This window comes from Streptomyces sp. NPDC006512 (assembly GCF_040611935.1).
In the GTDB taxonomy this organism is placed as follows: domain Bacteria; phylum Actinomycetota; class Actinomycetes; order Streptomycetales; family Streptomycetaceae; genus Streptomyces.
Genome location: NZ_JBEXPG010000081.1, coordinates 22364 through 38560 on the forward strand (window position 1 = coordinate 22364; position 16197 = coordinate 38560).

Consider the following 16197-nt stretch of genomic DNA (forward strand, 5'->3'; position numbering starts at 1 on the left):
GTACGAATGTACCACTCCCCCGAGCCCCACACCCGTACGGCGCCACCAGCGGCCCCCGACCCCTGGGTCCGGGTGCGGGGCGCCCGCGAGCACAACCTGCGCGGAGTCGACGTCGACATCCCGCGCGACACCCTGACCGTCTTCACCGGCGTTTCCGGCTCCGGCAAGAGCTCGCTGGCCTTCGGCACCCTGTACGCCGAGGCGCAGCGCCGGTACTTCGAGTCCGTGGCCCCGTACGCGCGGCGGCTGATCCACCAGATCGGCGCCCCGAAGGTGGACTCCGTGACCGGGCTGCCGCCGGCCGTCTCGCTGGAGCAGCGCCGCTCCTCGCCCGGATCGCGCTCCTCGGTGGGGACGGTGACGCTGCTGTCGAACTCCCTGCGGATGCTGTACTCGCGCGCCGGAACCTACCCTCCGGGCGCCGAACGGCTCGACTCGGACGCCTTCTCCCCCAACACCGCCGCCGGGGCCTGCCCCTCCTGCCACGGCCTCGGCCGGATCCACCGCACCAGCGAGGAACTCCTGGTCCCGGATCCGGGCCTGTCGATCCGTCAGGGGGCGATCGCCGCCTGGCCGGGTGCCTGGCAGGGCAAGAACCTGCGGGACATCCTGGAGGTGCTCGGGCACGACGTGGACGCGCCCTGGCGGGACCTGCCGGCGAAGGACCGCGAGTGGATCCTGTTCACCGAGGAACAGCCGGTGGTCACCGTGCACCCGGTGCGGGACGCCGACCGCATCCAACGCCCCTACCAGGGCACGTACATGAGCGCCCACCGGTACGTGATGCGGACCTTCTCCGACACCAAGAGCGCCACCTTGCGGGCGCGCGCCGAGAAGTTCCTCACCGACGCCCCGTGCCCGGGGTGCGCGGGCCGCCGGCTGCGGCCGGAAGCCCTGGCGGTGACCTTCGCCGGCCGCACGATCGCGGAGCTGGCGGCGCTGGCGCTCACCGACCTGGACGGCGTACTGGCCGGCGCCGCGCCGCAGGAGGAAGCGGCACGGGTACTCGCCGAGGACCTGCGTTCGCGCATCGGACCCGTCACCGAGCTCGGGCTCGGCTATCTGAGCCTGGACCGGACCGCACCCACCCTTTCGGCGGGCGAACTCCAGCGGCTGCGGCTCGCCACGCAGCTGCGGTCGGGGCTGTTCGGGGTGGTGTACGTGCTGGACGAGCCGTCGGCGGGGCTGCACCCGGCCGACACCGAGGCGCTGCTCGCCGTACTGGACCGGCTCAAGGCCACCGGGAACACGGTCTTCGTGGTGGAGCACCACCTGGACGTGGTGCGGCACGCGGACTGGCTCGTGGACGTCGGGCCGCTGGCCGGGGAGCACGGCGGACTGGTGCTGTACAGCGGGCCGCCGCGGGGACTGGCGGGCGTGGCCGGATCGGCGACGGCGCGGCACCTGTTCGCGGAGCGCGGGCCGTCCGGAGCCGGCCGGCCGGTGCGCGCGGCGACGGGGGCCGTGCGGCTGACGGGGGTGGAGCGGCACAACCTCCGTGACCTGAGCGTCGAGTTCCCGCTCGGCGTCTTCACGGCGGTGACCGGCGTGTCCGGTTCGGGAAAGTCCACGCTGGTCGGGCGGGCTCTGGCCGGGGAGGTCGCCGGGCGGCTGACGGAGCCCGGCTTCCCGGTGCGGCGGCTCGTGGAGGTGGACCAGAAGCCGATCGGGCGCACGCCCCGGTCCAACCTGGCCACGTACACGGGGCTGTTCGACGTGGTGCGCAAGCTGTTCACGGCGGCTCCGGAGGCCAAGGAGCGGGGCTGGAAGGCGGGCCGGTTCTCCTTCAACGTGCCGGGCGGCCGCTGCGAGACCTGCCAGGGCGAGGGCTTCGTCTCGGTGGAGCTGCTGTTCCTGCCCAGTACGTACGCCCCGTGCCCGGAGTGCGACGGAGCCCGCTACAACTCCGAGACCCTGGAAGTCCGTTACGGGGGTCTGAACATCGCCGAGGTGCTGGGGCTGACCGTGGAGGCGGCGGGCGCCTTCTTCGCGGAGGTGCCGGCGGCGGCGCGCAGCCTGCGCGCGCTGGAGGACATCGGGCTGGGGTACCTGCGGCTGGGACAGCCCGCGACGGAGCTGTCGGGCGGCGAGGCGCAGCGGATCAAGCTGGCCACGGAACTCCAGCGGCTGCGCCGGGACCACACCCTGTACCTGCTGGACGAGCCGACGACCGGACTGCATCCGGCCGATGTGCGGGTGCTGTTGCGGCAGTTGCACGGGCTGGTGGACGCCGGGCACTCGGTGGTGGTCGTGGAGCACGACATGGAGGTGGTGGCGGGCGCCGACTGGGTCGTCGACCTGGGGCCGGGCGGCGGCGCGGAGGGCGGCCGGGTCGTCGCCGCGGGCACCCCGACGCAGGTGGCGGCGTCCCCGACCGGCCGCACGGCCCCGTACCTGGCCCGCGCACTGGCCGGGCGGACAGGACTCTGACGGTTCCCCTTCTAGTGCCGTGACCGGAAAGGTCCACCGGGTCGCGACGCCCGGCACGGCACCTCTCCGCGTTGTCGGACCACGGAGGTACGTCCAGTACGAGCCGCGGCCCTCCGCCTTGAGATGCACCGCACCGGACGCCGCGACCCGGCAAACCTTCCCGGCCACGGCACTAGGCGTCGCCCGGCAGGAGGTGTTGCGGGAGTTCCCGGAAGGACCACGTGCCGCGGCTCCGGGTGAACGTCCAGACCAGGTCGTAGCGGTCGGGCCAGGTCGCCGGGACGCCCAGGACCTCCTGGGCGCCGAGGGCACGGACCAGGCGGGGCAGGCCGGTGTGCTCCCAGCAGACGAGCACCGGCATCCCGGCGGCCAGGGCCGCGTGGGCCAGGGCCGGTTCGGCGCCGAGGGCGAACTCGGACCGTACGGGCAGCCGCAGAGCGGTGGCCAGGGGCGCCAGGGTCTGCTTGCAGCGGGCGGGCGCGGCGGCCGGTCCACCGGTCGCGAACAGTGCGGCGGGCCGGGGCAGCGTGGCGCCCCGGGCCGGTGTGAACAGGCGGGGCAGTTCTTCGGCTCGGCGCCGGCCGCGGCCCGCGAGGAATCCGGGGTCCTCGTTGCCCTCGTCGTCCTCGCCGGTGTCCCCGGCGGAGGGCTTCTCCGCGTGCCGGATCACCATGACCAGGGCGTCCTTCGCGGTGGACCGGGGGCCGGGCGCGGGAGCCGCGGGTTCCTCCCGGCCGGAGCAGCCGGCCACCGCGAGGGGGGCGAGGGCGGCGGCCAGTACGGTGCGACGGCGCGGTCCGGACCCGGCGGGGGCTTCTGGCATGGGGCCACTGTCGCCGACGGGCGGGGTGCGGCCGCCGCGCGGCGCGGCGTACGGCCCGTACGAGCGCCCGGTCGGCGGATCGGCTCAGCCGATCGGCCCATGACGGGGGTACCTGACGCTCGTACGGGGGCGCGGGGTGCGACCGGGCCCGGCCGCGGGGTGGTGCGGGCCGGGCGGGGCCACGGGGTGCGGTGGCGGGGTGCGGGGTGCGGGGTGCGGTCAGGTTTTGCGGACCGCGCGGAGCCACTCCTTGTTCATCGCGGCGATCGACGGCAGCGGGATGCCCTTGGGGCAGGCCGTGGCGCATTCGCCGGTCAGGGTGCAGCCGCCGAAGCCCTCGCCGTCCATCTGGGCCACCATGTCCAGCACGCGGGTCTCGCGCTCCGGCGAGCCCTGCGGGAGCACGTTGAGGTGGTTGACCTTGGCGGAGGTGAACAGCATCGCGGAGCCGTTGGGGCAGGCCGCCACGCACGCTCCGCAGCCGATGCACTCGGCGTGCTCGAAGGCGAAGTCGGCGGCGGGCTTGGGCACGGCGGTGGCGTGCGCCTCGGGGGCGGCACCGGTCGGCGCGGTGATGTAGCCGCCGGCCTGGATGATGCGGTCGAAGGCACTGCGGTCGACGACGAGGTCCTTGACGACGGGGAAGGCGGAGGCCCGCCACGGCTCGACGTCGATGGTGTCGCCGTCGGCGAAGGACCGCATGTGGAGCTGGCAGGTGGTGGTCCGCTCCGGGCCGTGCGCGTCGCCGTTGATGACGAGGCTGCACGCGCCGCAGATGCCCTCGCGGCAGTCGTGGTCGAAGGCGACCGGGTCCTCGCCGCGCAGGATGAGGTCCTCGTTGAGGGTGTCGAGCATCTCCAGGAAGGACATGTCCTTCGAGATGCCGTCGACCTCGTAGGAGGCCATGGCGCCGGGGGCGCCGGCGTTCTGCTGGCGCCAGACGCGCAGGGTGAGCTTCATGCGTAGCTCCGCTGGGTGGGGTGGACGTACTCGAAGACGAGGTCTTCCTTGTGCAGGACGGGTGCGGCTCCGGTGCCCTGGTACTCCCAGGCGGCCGCGTAGCCGAACTCCTCGTCGCGGCGGGCCGCTTCGCCGTCCGGGGTCTGGGACTCCTCGCGGAAGTGGCCGCCGCAGGATTCGGCGCGGTGGAGGGCGTCGAGGCACATCAGCTCGGCGAGTTCGAGGTAGTCGACGACGCGGTTGGCCTTCTCCAGCGACTGGTTGAACTCCTCGCCGCTGCCGGGGACCTTGATGCGCCGCCAGAACTCGTCACGGATCTCGGGGATGCGGGCGAGCGCCTTGCGCAGCCCCTCCTCGGTGCGGGCCATGCCGCAGTACTCCCACATGAGTTCGCCGATCTCACGGTGGAAGGAGTCGGGGGTGCGGTCACCGTCGACGGCGAGGAGCTTGGCCAGGCAGTCGCGGGTCTCGCGGACGGCGGCCGCCGCCTCCGGATGACTGTCGTCGATCTCGTCGTGGTGCGGGTGCCGGGCCAGGTAGTCGTTGATCGTGGAGGGCAGTACGAAGTAGCCGTCGCCGAGGCCCTGCATGAGGGCGGAGGCACCGAGGCGGTTGGCCCCGTGGTCGGAGAAGTTCGCCTCGCCGATCGCGAACAGGCCCGGGACGGTGGTCTGGAGGTCGTAGTCGACCCACAGTCCGCCCATCGTGTAGTGGACCGCCGGGTAGATCCGCATGGGTACCTCGTACGGGTTCTCGGCGGTGATCCGCTCGTACATCTCGAAGAGGTTGCCGTACTTCTCGGCGACCTTGTCCTTGCCCATGCGGCGGATGGCGTCGGCGAAGTCCAGGTACACGCCCTGGCCGCCGGGGCCGACGCCGCGGCCCTCGTCGCAGACGTTCTTCGCGGCGCGGGAGGCGATGTCGCGGGGGACGAGGTTGCCGAAGGAGGGGTAGATCCGCTCCAGGTAGTAGTCGCGCTCCGCCTCGGGGATCTCGGCGGCGGGCCGGGTGTCGCCCTCGGCCTTGGGGACCCAGATACGGCCGTCGTTGCGCAGCGACTCGCTCATCAGGGTGAGCTTGGACTGGTGGTCGCCGGTGCGCGGGATGCAGGTGGGGTGGATCTGCGTGAAGCAGGGGTTGGCGAAGTACGCGCCGCGCCGGTGCGCCCGCCAGACGGCGGTCGCGTTGGAGTTCATGGCGTTGGTGGAGAGGTAGAAGACGTTGCCGTAGCCGCCGCTCGCCAGGACCACCGCGTCCGCGTAGTACGTGGAGATCTTCCCGGTGATCAGGTCGCGGGCCACGATGCCGCGGGCCACTCCGTCCACCGTGATCAGGTCGAGCATCTCGGTGCGGGCGTGCATCTCCACGTTGCCCGCGGCGATCTGCCGGGACAGCGCCTGGTAGGCGCCGAGCAGCAGCTGCTGGCCGGTCTGGCCGCGGGCGTAGAAGGTGCGGGAGACCTGGACGCCGCCGAAGGAGCGGGTGTCGAGGAGTCCGCCGTACTCGCGGGCGAAGGGGACGCCCTGGGCCACGCACTGGTCGATGATCTCGACGGAGATCTGGGCGAGGCGGTGGACGTTGGACTCGCGGGCCCGGAAGTCGCCGCCCTTGACGGTGTCGTAGAAGAGGCGGTGCACGGAGTCGCCGTCGTTGCGGTAGTTCTTCGCGGCGTTGATGCCGCCCTGCGCGGCGATGGAGTGCGCGCGGCGCGGGGAGTCGGAGAAGCAGAACTGGACGACGTGGTAGCCCTGTTCCGCCAGGGTCGCCCCTGCCGCTCCGCCGGCCAGGCCGGTGCCGACGACGATGATCCGGTGCTTGCGCCGGTTCGCCGGGTTGACCAGCTTGGCCTCGAAGCGGCGGCGGTCCCAGCGTTCGGCGATCGGGCCCCCGGGGGCCTTGGTGTCGGCGACCGGGTCGCCCGTGGCGTACTCCGCGTACGGCGCGCGGTCGTGGAGGTCGTCGGGGGTTTCGGGTGCGCTCATGGTCAGCTCACGACTCCGGTCATGACGGCGACGGGGACGGACACGAAGCCCGCGAAGAGGACGAGGGCCAGGGCGTTGGCCAGGAACTTCAGCGTCCGGTCGCGCCGGGCGTTGCCCGCGCCGAGGGTCTGGGCGGCGCTCCAGAAGCCGTGGCGGACGTGGAGCCCGAGGGCGGCCATCGCGACGAGGTAGATCGTGTTGCCGTACCAGGTGGAGAAGGTGGCGAGGACGTTCTCGTACGGGTGGCCGGCCCAGGCGCGCTCGTTGACGGTGAGCGTGGTCAGGTCGAGGAGGTGCCAGACGATGAAGAGGGCGAGGATGACGCCGCCCCACCGCATGGTGCGGGTGGCGTAGCTCGCGCGGCGGCGCTTGCGGGCGTACTTCACGGGGCGCGCCTTGATGTCGCGCCGGCTGAGCTGGTAGGCGCAGACGGCGTGGGCGACGACCGCGGCGACGAGGACCAGGCGGACGATCCACAGGGCCCATTCGTGGTGGAGGAAGGGGGATCCGAGGGTGCGCAGCCAGTGGGCGTAGCCGTTGAACTCGTCCGCCCCGAAGAAGATCTTCAGGTTTCCGAGCATGTGCACGACGAGGTAGCCGAGCATGACCAGGCCCGATGCCGCCATCACGGACTTCTTGCCGACGGTGGAGTCCCAGAGCGTGCGCGTGGTGGACGGCCGTCGATCCGTCCGCGTTGCCAGAGCCATGACGTCGACGGTAAGGACCAAAGTCCCGAAAGGTCCAAGACATGGTGAAGCTGATCGCGATAGGCAATGCCTATCGATGGGGCTAGCCTGGCCGTATGCAGTTCCAGCAGCTCGTGTACTTCGTGGCCGTCGCCGAGACCCGGCACTTCACCCGCGCCGCCGAACGGGAGCACGTGGCCCAGCCGTCCCTGTCCCAGCAGATCAAGGCGCTGGAACGGGAGCTGGGGGCCGAACTGTTCAGCCGGGTGCGGGGGAACATCGCACTCACCGATGCGGGCGAGGCCCTGCTTCCGCTGGCCCGGCGGATCCTCGCGGACGCGGACACGGCACGGCTTGAGGTGCAGGAGCTGGCGCAGCTGCGGCGGGGGCGGGTCCGGCTGGGGGCGACCCCGAGCGTATGCACGGGTCTGCTGCCGGCCCTGCTGCGGACCTTCCACACCGCGCATCCGGGCATCGAGCTGCTGATCGAGGAGAGCGGCTCGCTGGACCTCGTACGGGAACTCGCGCGCGGGGTGCTGGACCTGGCCCTGATCACGCTGCCGCTGCCGCCGTCGGCACCCGCCCTGACCACGGTGGAGTTGCTGACGGAGGACCTTGTGGTGGTCTCCTCGGCGGACCTTCCGCCGCCGACGGGCGGCGGCGAGCTGACCATCGCGGACCTGCGGGACGAGCCGATGGTGATGTTCCGGCACGGGTACGACCTGCGGGACCTCACCGTGGGCGCCTGCCGGGCGGCGGGGTTCGAGCCGGCGTTCACCGTGGAGGGCGGTGAGATGGACGCGGTCCTCGGATTCGTCCGGGCCGGGCTCGGCGTCGCGGTGGTTCCGGCCATGGTCGTCGAGCACGGCGGCCCGGGCCTGCGCGCGACCCACCTCGCCGGCTCTCCCCTGCGCCGCACGATCGCGCTGGCGCACCGCACGGACGTCGCACCCCCGCGCGCGGCCCGCGAGCTGAAGCGCATCCTCCTCGCCTGAGCGGCTGGGCGTGAGCGTCCGGGCGGCTGGGCGACTGGGCGGCCAGGCTTGTTGGATGGCCGGGCGGTTGGGCGGCCGGGCGGCGGTGGCTCAGAGGCCGCGTCTGGACAGGGCCGCGTCGAGCCCGTCGGCCAGCATCGCGAAGGCCCGGTCGGCGTCGGCCACCGCGTCCGGGTAGGCCTCGTCGGCGGTTCTGCCGGAGGCGATCCGGCGCCAGTTCTCCCGGCCCAGCTCCTGACGCACCGCAACCAGGTGCAGGGCCGCCAGCCGCGCGGTGAGCGGCGGGGCGGACTCGGCCTCCAAGACGGCGGCGAGGAGTTCCACTTCCCGGGCCGTGTAGTGGGCGAGCCGGGACTCCAGGCTGGCGGTGGAGTACATCAGTCCCTGGAAGGCGACCACGTTCGGGTGGTCGCAGAGCCCGGTGATCGGGTCCCGCTCGGCGAGGGCCGCCAGGAAGTGGTCGTGGACCGCCCCCACCGGGGTCCGGCCGGGGGCCCGCTCGCGGACGATCCGCGCCGCCTCGTCCTGATGGTCGGCGAACCGGTCGAGCACCAGGTCCTCCTTGCTCGGGAAGTAGCGGAACAGGGTGGGTTTGGACACCTCCGCCGCCGCGGCGACATCGGCCACCGATACGGCGTCGAAGCCCCGTTCCAGGAAGAGTTCCAGCGCCGTGGCCGCCAGTTGGCGGCGCGTACGCAGCTTCTTGCTCTCTCGCAGACCCGTCGTGTTCTCCATGTCCCACACCGTACCACAAAATCTTGACCAAGTTAAATTCATTACCCGGTTGCTTTTTCTGTCGTGGCGCGCTTTCCTTGGATCACCGACGACGAGAGGACATCCGATGACCGACGTACTGATCGTGGGCTCCGGCCCGACGGGGCTCACCCTTGCCTGCGAGCTGGCCCTTCGCGGGGTCGGCGTGCGCATCGTCGACCAACGCCCCGGCCCGCACCGCGAGTCCCGCGGGAAGACCCTTCAGCGGCGCAGCCTCGATGTCTTCGAACGGCTGGGGGCCGCCGGGCGGATGACGGCCACCGGCCGTGCGGGGCTGGTCTTCCGCAAGTACTTCGACGGCGTCCGCGTCAGCGACACCCCTTACGCCGACGGCCTGTTCATCGGACAGTGGCAGATCGAGGAGGTGCTGCGCGAGCGGCTCGGAGAGCTCGGCGTGCGGGTCGAGTACGGAACCGGGATCACCGGGATCCGTCAGGGCGCGGAGACGGTGACCGCGGAGCAGGCGGCCGGCCCGGCCATCCGGAGCCGCTACCTCGCGGGATGCGACGGCGGTCGCAGCACGACCCGCAAACTGCTCGGCATCCCCTTCGAGGGGGACACCGCGCAGGAGTCGACGATGGTGCTCGGAGACGTGCGCGCCCCGGGGCTGAGTCCCGACTACTGGCACCAGTGGTTCACCTCGGACGGCGGCGTCATGATGCTCTGCCCCATACCGGGAACGGACTCCTTCCAACTCCAGGCCTCCCGCGAAGTGGACACGGACGGGAAGGCCCTGCCTCCCTCCCTGGAGAGCTTCCAGCGACTGTTCGACCGGCACGCCCGGATGCCGGGGATCGAGCTGGCGGATCCCACGTGGCTGTCGGCCTGGACCGTCAACGTCCGCATGGCCGCCCGGCTGCGCGAGGGCCGCGCCTTCCTCGCCGGGGACGCGGCTCACGTCCACCCCATCGCCGGCGGGCGGGGCATGAACACCGGGATACAGGACGCGGCCGTCCTCGGCCGCACCCTCGCCACCGCCCTGGATACGCCGGCCGGACCCGCCCGGGAGGAGGTGCTCGACGGGTACGAGGCGGAGCGGCTGCCCGTGGCCGCCGAGCTGCTGGCCGACACGACGGAACGGATGGCGCGGGTCCTCGTGGCGGTCCGCGAACCGGGCCGCGGGACGGAGGCGGGCCTGGACTGACCCGGGTGAGTGCCGCGGCGATGACGGCCGGATCGAACCGGCCCCGGCTGGCCCCCGACGACGCCCGGCCCCCAGCCGGTGACGGCCCGCGCACGAGGCGGGCCCGACGCGGGGTGCGGCCCCGCCCGGGGCGACCCCGACCGGGGTGCGACCCCGACCGGGGCGGGCGCCGAGCGGGGCGGGCTGCCGTGCCGGAGCGGGGCGGGTCCGCTGCCCGGTGGCGGTCCCGCTCGGCGGGGGGCGTCAGGACGGGGTGGGGACGGCGTCCGAGAGGGAGAGCGTGTGGATTCGGTCCGGGGAGCCGGGGCGGGCGTAGTACCAGCCCTGGGCGGTGTCGCAGCCGAGGTCGCGGAGCTGGGCCGCCTGGGCGCCGGTCTCCACGCCCTCGACCGTCACGGCGAGTTCGAGGCTGTGGGCCAGCGCGACGATCCCTTCCACGATCTTGACGTCGACGGGGTTGGCCGGCTGCTGCTGCATCCCCTGGGTGAAGGAGCGGTCCAGCTTCAGGACGCTGACCGGGAGGCGGCGCAGGTTGGCCAGGTTCGAATAGCCGGTGCCGAAGTCGTCGAGGGCGATGTCCACGCCCAGGGCTGCGAGCCGGCGCAGCGGTTCGAGGAGTTCGTCGTCGGCCCCTATCAGGGCCGACTCGGTGACCTCCAGGCACAGGGCTCCCGGGGCCAGGCCCGAGGCTTCCAGGACCCGTACCGTGTCGGCGACCAGGCCGGGGTGGTGGAGCTGGGTCGGGGAGAGGTTGACGTTGACGCGCAGGCTGGAGCCGCCCCGCTGGAGCTGCCAGTTCCGGGCTTGCCGGACGGACTCCTCCAGGACCCAGCGGCCGAGCGGCACGATCAGGCCGGTCCGCTCGGCGAGCGGGATGAAGCGGTCCGGGCCGAGGACCCCGTACTGGGGGTGCGACCAGCGCACGAGCGCCTCCGCGCCACGCACACTGCCGTCGTGCATGTGCACCAGCGGCTGGTACTCGATGAAGAACTCGCCCCGTTCCAGCGCCGCCGGCAGGGCGTTGGTCAGGCCGTGCCGGGTGATGGCGCGGGCATCGGCCTCCGCGTCGGCGAACTCGAAGCGGTTGCCGCCGGCCGCCTTGGCCCGGTACATGGTGATGTCGGCGCTGCGCAGCACCTCCGCCGGGGTGCGTTCGCCGGCCCGGCCCTCGACGATGCCGATGCTGCCCCGCACCGTCAGCTCCCGGCCCTCCAGCCGGATCGGGGTGGACAGGGCGGACAGGATCCGGACCGCCAGGTCCGTCACCTTCTCCTCGGAGTCGGCGGCCGGTCCGGTGGTCAGGGCCACGAACTCGTCGCCGCCGAGGCGGGCGACCACCTCGCCCGGTCCCGTCGCGCAGCTCTGCAGCCGGTCCGCGACCTCCACCAGCAGCCGGTCGCCCGCCGAGTGGCCGAGGCTGTCGTTGACCGCCTTGAACCCGTCGAGGTCGAGGTAGCACAGGCCGAAGCGGCTGCCTCCGGCTCCGGCCCCGTTCAGGGCCTTCTCCAGCCGTTCGAAGAACAGGGTCCGGTTGGGCAGCCCGGTCAGCGCGTCGTGGGTCGCCTCGTAGCGCAGCCGCAGGTTCAGCAGCCGGCGTTCGGTGGTGTCCTCCATCAGGGCCAGCTGGTACTGCGGCACGCCCTCGGCGTCGCGCAGCAGGGACACCGTCAGGTTCGTCCACAGGACGGTTCCGTCGTGCCGGTAGTAGGGCTTCTCGACCCGGTAGTGCTCGCGTTCCCCGCGCACCAGTTCCCCGTACATGCGCCAGACGTGCGGCGTGTCGTCGGGATGGCCCCATTCGCTGACGTTGCGGCCCCGTACGTGGCCCTCCAGGCCGCCGAACATCTGCAGCAGGGTGTCGTTGACCTCGAGGACGTTGCCTTCCAGGTCGGCGATGCCGATCCCGATGGCGGCGCCCTCGAAGACGGCCCGGAAGCGTTCCTCGCTGGCGTGCAGGGCCTGCTGGGCGTCGCTGCGGGCCCTCAGGGCGGACCGGGCGATGGCCTCCTGCTCCTTCAGGGTCCGCTCGCGCAGCGCGCGGGCGAAGCCGGCCGCGATGCCGTGCTGGAGGCGCGCGCAGCGGGACCGGTACTCCTCGGTGCCCTCCGTCCCGGAGCCGTCGGGGCCGCAGTACAGCACCAGGTAGGACTCGACCACCCCCAGGGTTCCGGCGAGGGCTTCGGGGTCGGTGCAGTGCACGGCGACGAGTTCGGCGCCCACCCGCTGGGCGACGGAGGCGTCGAAGGGACGGGCGTGCAGGGCCTCGGTGAGGGTGCGGGTGAGCGGGACGAGGTGCTGTTCGAACTCGGGACGGGTCAGCGAGGTCGCCGTGACGGGGAAGATCGCCCGCCCCCAGATGGTCGCGAAGCGCGCGATCCGGTCCTCCAGCCCGCTCCGCAGCTCGCGCAGCGGCTCCCGCCCCTGGACGAGGGGGCCGGACGGCTTCGTGGAGGCGCCGGCGGGGTCCGGGGCGGTCCCGAAGGCGACGGCCTCCCGGGGGAAGGCCGGGCCCGGGGTGGCCGGTGGCGGGGTGGGAGCGGGGAGTCTCACGCCTTGCGTCCCACGCCGCCGAAGCCGGAGAAGGCGTACGGGTCCTCGGGCTCCTCGCCGTCGGCGAGGGGCTCGGTACGGTCCGGACGCCAGTCCGGCATGGACACGAGGCCCGGCTCCAGCAGTTCGAAGCCGTCGAAGAAGGCGCTGACCTGTCCCCGCGTGCGCATGACGAGGGGGTTGCGGATGTCCCGGTAGACGCCGACGGTGCCTGCGGCGACCTCCTGGGTGAGGGGGATCCCCTCGTACGAGGCGTGCGTGAGGACGAGCAGGCTGCCCGGCGCCAGCGCGTCGCGCAGCTCGGCGACGGCGGCGTACGGCTCGTCGGCGTCCTCGATGAAGTGCAGGACGGCGACGAGCAGCAGCGCGACGGGGCGGTTCAGGTCGAGGAGGCGGCCGACCTCGGGGGCGGCCAGGATGTCCTGCGGCTTGCGCAGGTCGGCGGCGACGACGCCCGTGCGGTCGTGACCGGCGAGGACGGCCTGGCTGTGCGCGACGGCCACCGGGTCGTGGTCGACGTAGACCACGCTCGCTTCGGGGCTCGCGGCGTGCGCGATCTCGTGGACGTTCCCGAAGGTCGGGATACCGGAGCCGATGTCGAGGAACTGCGTGATGCCCTCGGCGACGGCGTGCCGGACGGCTCGGCGCATGAATGCCCGGTTCGCCTGCATGATCTTGGGGAGTCCCGGCATGAATTCCATGGCGCGGCGGGCGGCCTGGCGGTCGACCTCGAAATTGTGGGAGCCGCCCAGGTAGTAATCGTAGATGCGGGACACGCTCGGCACCGATATGTCGATGCCTGCCGGGGCCCAGGCGGGGCGCTCCATCGGGGTCTCCAAGCCGTAGTCGTGCCGTGGTCCGTCCGGGGGGCGGGACGGGGGTCGGACTCCTGTCCGAGCCGAATGTACTGATCATTGCCCAAGGGAGCGAGTAAAAGCGGAAATTGGCGGTCCGTTCTTGGTCACACACCAAAGGTTCGGACGGGTCCGGACAGGGGTGACACGGAATCCGACAAATACCTTTTGGGAATTGAACGGCGCTCGATCAGACACGGTCGAAGAGTGGCTCAAACCTCTACGGTCCCAACTCCGCCCGTTCAGGCGAACCGAGGCCGACCCCCACGTGCGCGGGCGCGCGCGGGCCCATGCTCCCCGGGTGAACAGAGCCTGTGCCAGGCGCCTGCTGGTGGTCCCGGTCCTGCTGTGGGCGGCGCTGTCCGTCACGCCGGCCATGGCCGATAGCTGCGCATACGCGACGATCGACGCCGGTGACGGCGGAGCGTCCCTCACGGTGTTCGCGGCCGCCGGCAGCGGCGGGAGCGGAGCCGGCCGGGGTGGCGGACATCACGGCAAGGGGCACTGCAAGGAGCACGGCGGCCACCACGGCGGAGGGCACCACGGAGGGCACGGTGGACACCACTGCCCGCCGCCTCCCCCGCCGTGCCCGCCGAAGCCCACCCCGCCGAAGCCGACTCCGACCCCCACGCCGACCCCGACCCCGCCTCCCCCGAAGCCGACGCCGACGCCGACCCCACCGCCCCCGAAGCCGACCCCACCGCCGAAGCCCACCCCGAAGCCCCCTCCACCACCGGCCCCCGCACCGCCCAAGCCGGCCCCCAAGCCCGTGCCGAAGCCGCCGGCGCCGGCTCCGGCTCCGCCGCCCCGGGTGTACGCGGCACCCGCCCCGCCGCCGCCGAAGCCCGCGCCGGAACCGACGCCGCCCCCGGCGGTGACCCCGTCGCCCGCCCCCAAGCCGGTGGCTCGGCCCAGCTACCACGCCCCGGCGCGCAAGCCCGCCGAGCGTCACATCTCACCGGTCACCTTCACCCTCATGACCGCGGCTCCCGCGGTGCTCGCGATCGTCGCGCTGCGCCCGCGCTAGCCGCCGCCGGGCGCCCCAGCGCGCCCGCCTTCCACCCCCTTGCTCACCGATTGGGAATCATCTTGTCGGAATGGCTCGTCCTGTCCCTCGCGATGGCCGCGGCGTGCGCCGTGGTCCTTTCCATCGCCTTCTTCAACCACCGCAGGATCGGCGAGGACGACGATCCGAACGAAACCCCGGACGTCATCGAGTACATGACGATGATGATCGGAGTGATCTACGCCATCGTCCTCGGTCTGGCGATCGCGGGCGTCTGGGAAGGCAGAGGGGCCGCCCAGGAGTACGTCCGCCAGGAGGCCCAGGCCCTGCACGAGATCAGCGTCCGCTCCGAGGTCTACCCGGCCGAGGTCCGCAAGAAGATCCGCTCCGACGTCGACGCGTACGTGACGTACGTGGTGGACACGGAGTGGAAGGAGATGGCCGACAGCGGCAACCTCACCGACCGCGGCGACGAACTGCTGGAACGTATCCGCCGGGACGTGACGGACTACGAACCCCAGACCGACCACGAGGGACAGGCCTACCAGCCGCTGGTCGACCAGGCGGCCATGGTGGACGACGCCCGCAACTCACGCGGGCAGAGCGCCGGGGCCACGATGCCGGGGGTGGTGTGGTTCGGGCTGATCGCCGGGGCCCTGGTGACGGTGGGTCTGATCTTCACCCTGCAGATCCGCCGCTCGTTCCGCGAAATGCTGCTCGCCGGCCTGTTCAGCGCCCTGATCGCCTTCCTGCTGTTCCTGATCTGGGACTTCGACGCCCCCTTCGGCCGGGGCATCTCGGCGACCGCCGAGCCGTTCTTCGCACAGTTCCCGCACCTGGGCCTGGACGAATGAACCTGCGTGCCCCCGCCCGCCGAACCGGGCGGGGGCACGGGCCACGGCGGACCACGGCAAACCGGCGGCGGGCCCTCCGTCCCCGGTTCGGCCTACCGGAGTGCCCCATTCGCCCGTTCCTGATCGCGGGTCACCGTACCCGCACCTAGCGTGGCGGACATCGAGGTGCACGACCCCTCACGTGCGGAAACGCTGCGCGACTGCTCCTCGGGGATCCGGAGAACCAGCCATGGGTGCGATACGCAGCTCCGTCACCACCCTGTTCAGCGCCGGCGCCACGGGCGCGGTCCTCGCGCTCGGCGCCCTCGGCGCGCCCGCCGCCCTCGCGGCCGAGGCGGCGCCGATCACCTCGTTCGGCTTCACCATCACCCCGTCGACGGTCGCCCCGGGCGCGCAGACCGTGCTCTCCGTCACCGGCTGCGACGCCGCGTTCGCCACCGTCTCCTCCGGGATCTTCGACACCGTGAGCATCGCGCGCGGCCAGACCGCCCGGGTCACGGTGGACCGCGACGCCCGGCGCGGAGCCGTGTATTCCGTCGCGTTCACCTGCAACGGGGAGACCGGCTCGGCCGATGTGACGATCGCGGGCGCCACGAGCACGCCGACGATCAGCTCCACGGTCGGCTCGCGTACGGGTGCCTCCACCCCCGCCACGACGGCGGCCCCGCCCCGTACCGCGGCGGCGGCCTCGCCCCGTACGTCGACCACGGCCCCGCCCCGTACCCCGGCGGCCGCCGTCGCCCCGCGCACCACCACCGGAACCACCGCGCGCACCACCACGGGGGCGTCCCCGCGCGTCACGACGGGCACCGTCACGGGCAGCCTCACGGCCTCCCCGGGCGGCGCCAGCCTCGGCGTACGGGGCGGGCTCGGCGGCAGTGTCGCCGGGATGGACCCGCTGGAACTCGGCGCCGGCGCCGCGCTCTTCCTGACCGCCGCGGGCGGCACGGCGTACGCCCTGCGCCGTCGCCGCCCGGCCCGCGGCCACTGAAACGACCGGAGCGACCGGGACCGCCCACGGGCCCCGCCGCCCGTGCCCCCACCACGACGCCCGGCCGCGACCGGCCCGAGCGGACCTCGAACGGCCCATCGGCGCGAGGCGGCCCGGCCGCCGGCAGCCGGTCGCCCCGCGGAGCACG

Annotated in this window: 13 protein-coding genes; 6 read left to right on the forward strand and 7 right to left on the reverse strand. The window is 72.9% G+C overall.

What is annotated here, in order from left to right:
• Positions 1 to 6: 6 nt before the first annotated feature.
• Entirely contained in the window at positions 7 to 2430 is a 2424-nt protein-coding gene (locus tag ABZZ17_RS36220) for an excinuclease ABC subunit UvrA (RefSeq protein ID WP_356882924.1), read from the forward strand.
• 172 nt (positions 2431 to 2602) lie between these two features.
• On the opposite strand, the gene ABZZ17_RS36225 is transcribed toward ABZZ17_RS36220, so the two are convergent.
• The 4 genes from ABZZ17_RS36225 to ABZZ17_RS36240 all read right to left on the reverse strand — a co-directional run bounded on the left by ABZZ17_RS36225 (position 2603) and on the right by ABZZ17_RS36240 (position 6902).
• Positions 2603 to 3253, reverse strand: a complete 651-nt coding sequence (locus ABZZ17_RS36225; protein WP_356882926.1) for a hypothetical protein — start codon at positions 3251 to 3253, stop codon at positions 2603 to 2605.
• 219 nt (positions 3254 to 3472) lie between these two features.
• Complete coding sequence (locus ABZZ17_RS36230) at positions 3473 to 4213, reverse strand: succinate dehydrogenase/fumarate reductase iron-sulfur subunit (RefSeq protein WP_356882928.1); 741 nt, start codon at positions 4211 to 4213, stop codon at positions 3473 to 3475.
• Positions 4210 to 6195, reverse strand: coding sequence for a fumarate reductase/succinate dehydrogenase flavoprotein subunit (locus ABZZ17_RS36235; protein ID WP_356882930.1), 1986 nt, complete (start codon positions 6193 to 6195; stop codon positions 4210 to 4212). The genes ABZZ17_RS36230 and ABZZ17_RS36235 overlap by 4 nt, the downstream gene beginning before the upstream one ends.
• A 2-nt stretch (positions 6196 to 6197) precedes the next feature.
• Entirely contained in the window at positions 6198 to 6902 is a 705-nt protein-coding gene (locus tag ABZZ17_RS36240; RefSeq protein ID WP_356882932.1) for a succinate dehydrogenase cytochrome b subunit, read from the reverse strand.
• Positions 6903 to 6997: 95 nt separating this feature from the next.
• Here ABZZ17_RS36240 and ABZZ17_RS36245 point away from each other — a divergent pair, with 95 nt between their 5' ends.
• Positions 6998 to 7876 (forward strand): LysR family transcriptional regulator, encoded by an 879-nt coding sequence (locus ABZZ17_RS36245; protein ID WP_356882934.1) that lies wholly within the window; start codon positions 6998 to 7000, stop codon positions 7874 to 7876.
• A gap of 90 nt (positions 7877 to 7966) precedes the next feature.
• Here the strand turns inward: ABZZ17_RS36245 and ABZZ17_RS36250 are convergent, their stop codons facing one another.
• Entirely contained in the window at positions 7967 to 8611 is a 645-nt protein-coding gene (locus ABZZ17_RS36250; RefSeq protein ID WP_356882936.1) for a TetR family transcriptional regulator, read from the reverse strand.
• Positions 8612 to 8717: 106 nt separating this feature from the next.
• Here ABZZ17_RS36250 and ABZZ17_RS36255 point away from each other — a divergent pair, with 106 nt between their 5' ends.
• A complete protein-coding gene (locus ABZZ17_RS36255; RefSeq protein WP_356882938.1) occupies positions 8718 to 9794 on the forward strand; it encodes an FAD-dependent monooxygenase in 1077 nt (358 codons plus the stop codon).
• Between the two features lie 243 nt (positions 9795 to 10037).
• Here ABZZ17_RS36255 and ABZZ17_RS36260 read toward each other — a convergent pair whose 3' ends face one another.
• Both ABZZ17_RS36260 and ABZZ17_RS36265 read right to left on the reverse strand, forming a co-directional pair.
• A complete protein-coding gene (locus tag ABZZ17_RS36260; RefSeq protein WP_356882952.1) occupies positions 10038 to 12203 on the reverse strand; it encodes an EAL domain-containing protein in 2166 nt (721 codons plus the stop codon).
• A gap of 137 nt (positions 12204 to 12340) precedes the next feature.
• On the reverse strand, positions 12341 to 13171 hold the full coding sequence (locus ABZZ17_RS36265) for an SAM-dependent methyltransferase (RefSeq protein ID WP_356882940.1): 831 nt from the start codon (positions 13169 to 13171) through the stop codon (positions 12341 to 12343).
• An 838-nt stretch (positions 13172 to 14009) separates the two neighbouring features.
• Here ABZZ17_RS36265 and ABZZ17_RS36270 point away from each other — a divergent pair.
• The 3 genes from ABZZ17_RS36270 to ABZZ17_RS36280 all read left to right on the forward strand — a co-directional run bounded on the left by ABZZ17_RS36270 (position 14010) and on the right by ABZZ17_RS36280 (position 16049).
• Positions 14010 to 14225 carry a hypothetical protein gene (locus ABZZ17_RS36270; RefSeq protein ID WP_356882942.1) on the forward strand — a complete coding sequence of 72 codons (216 nt, stop codon included), beginning with the start codon at positions 14010 to 14012 and terminating at the stop codon, positions 14223 to 14225.
• Positions 14226 to 14287: 62 nt separating this feature from the next.
• On the forward strand, positions 14288 to 15058 hold the full coding sequence (locus tag ABZZ17_RS36275; RefSeq protein ID WP_356882944.1) for a hypothetical protein: 771 nt from the start codon (positions 14288 to 14290) through the stop codon (positions 15056 to 15058).
• Between the two features lie 229 nt (positions 15059 to 15287).
• The gene (locus ABZZ17_RS36280; RefSeq protein WP_356882946.1) at positions 15288 to 16049 is read left to right on the forward strand and encodes a hypothetical protein; all 762 of its coding nucleotides are present in this window, start codon (positions 15288 to 15290) and stop codon (positions 16047 to 16049) included.
• The last annotated feature ends 148 nt before the right edge of the window (positions 16050 to 16197 follow it).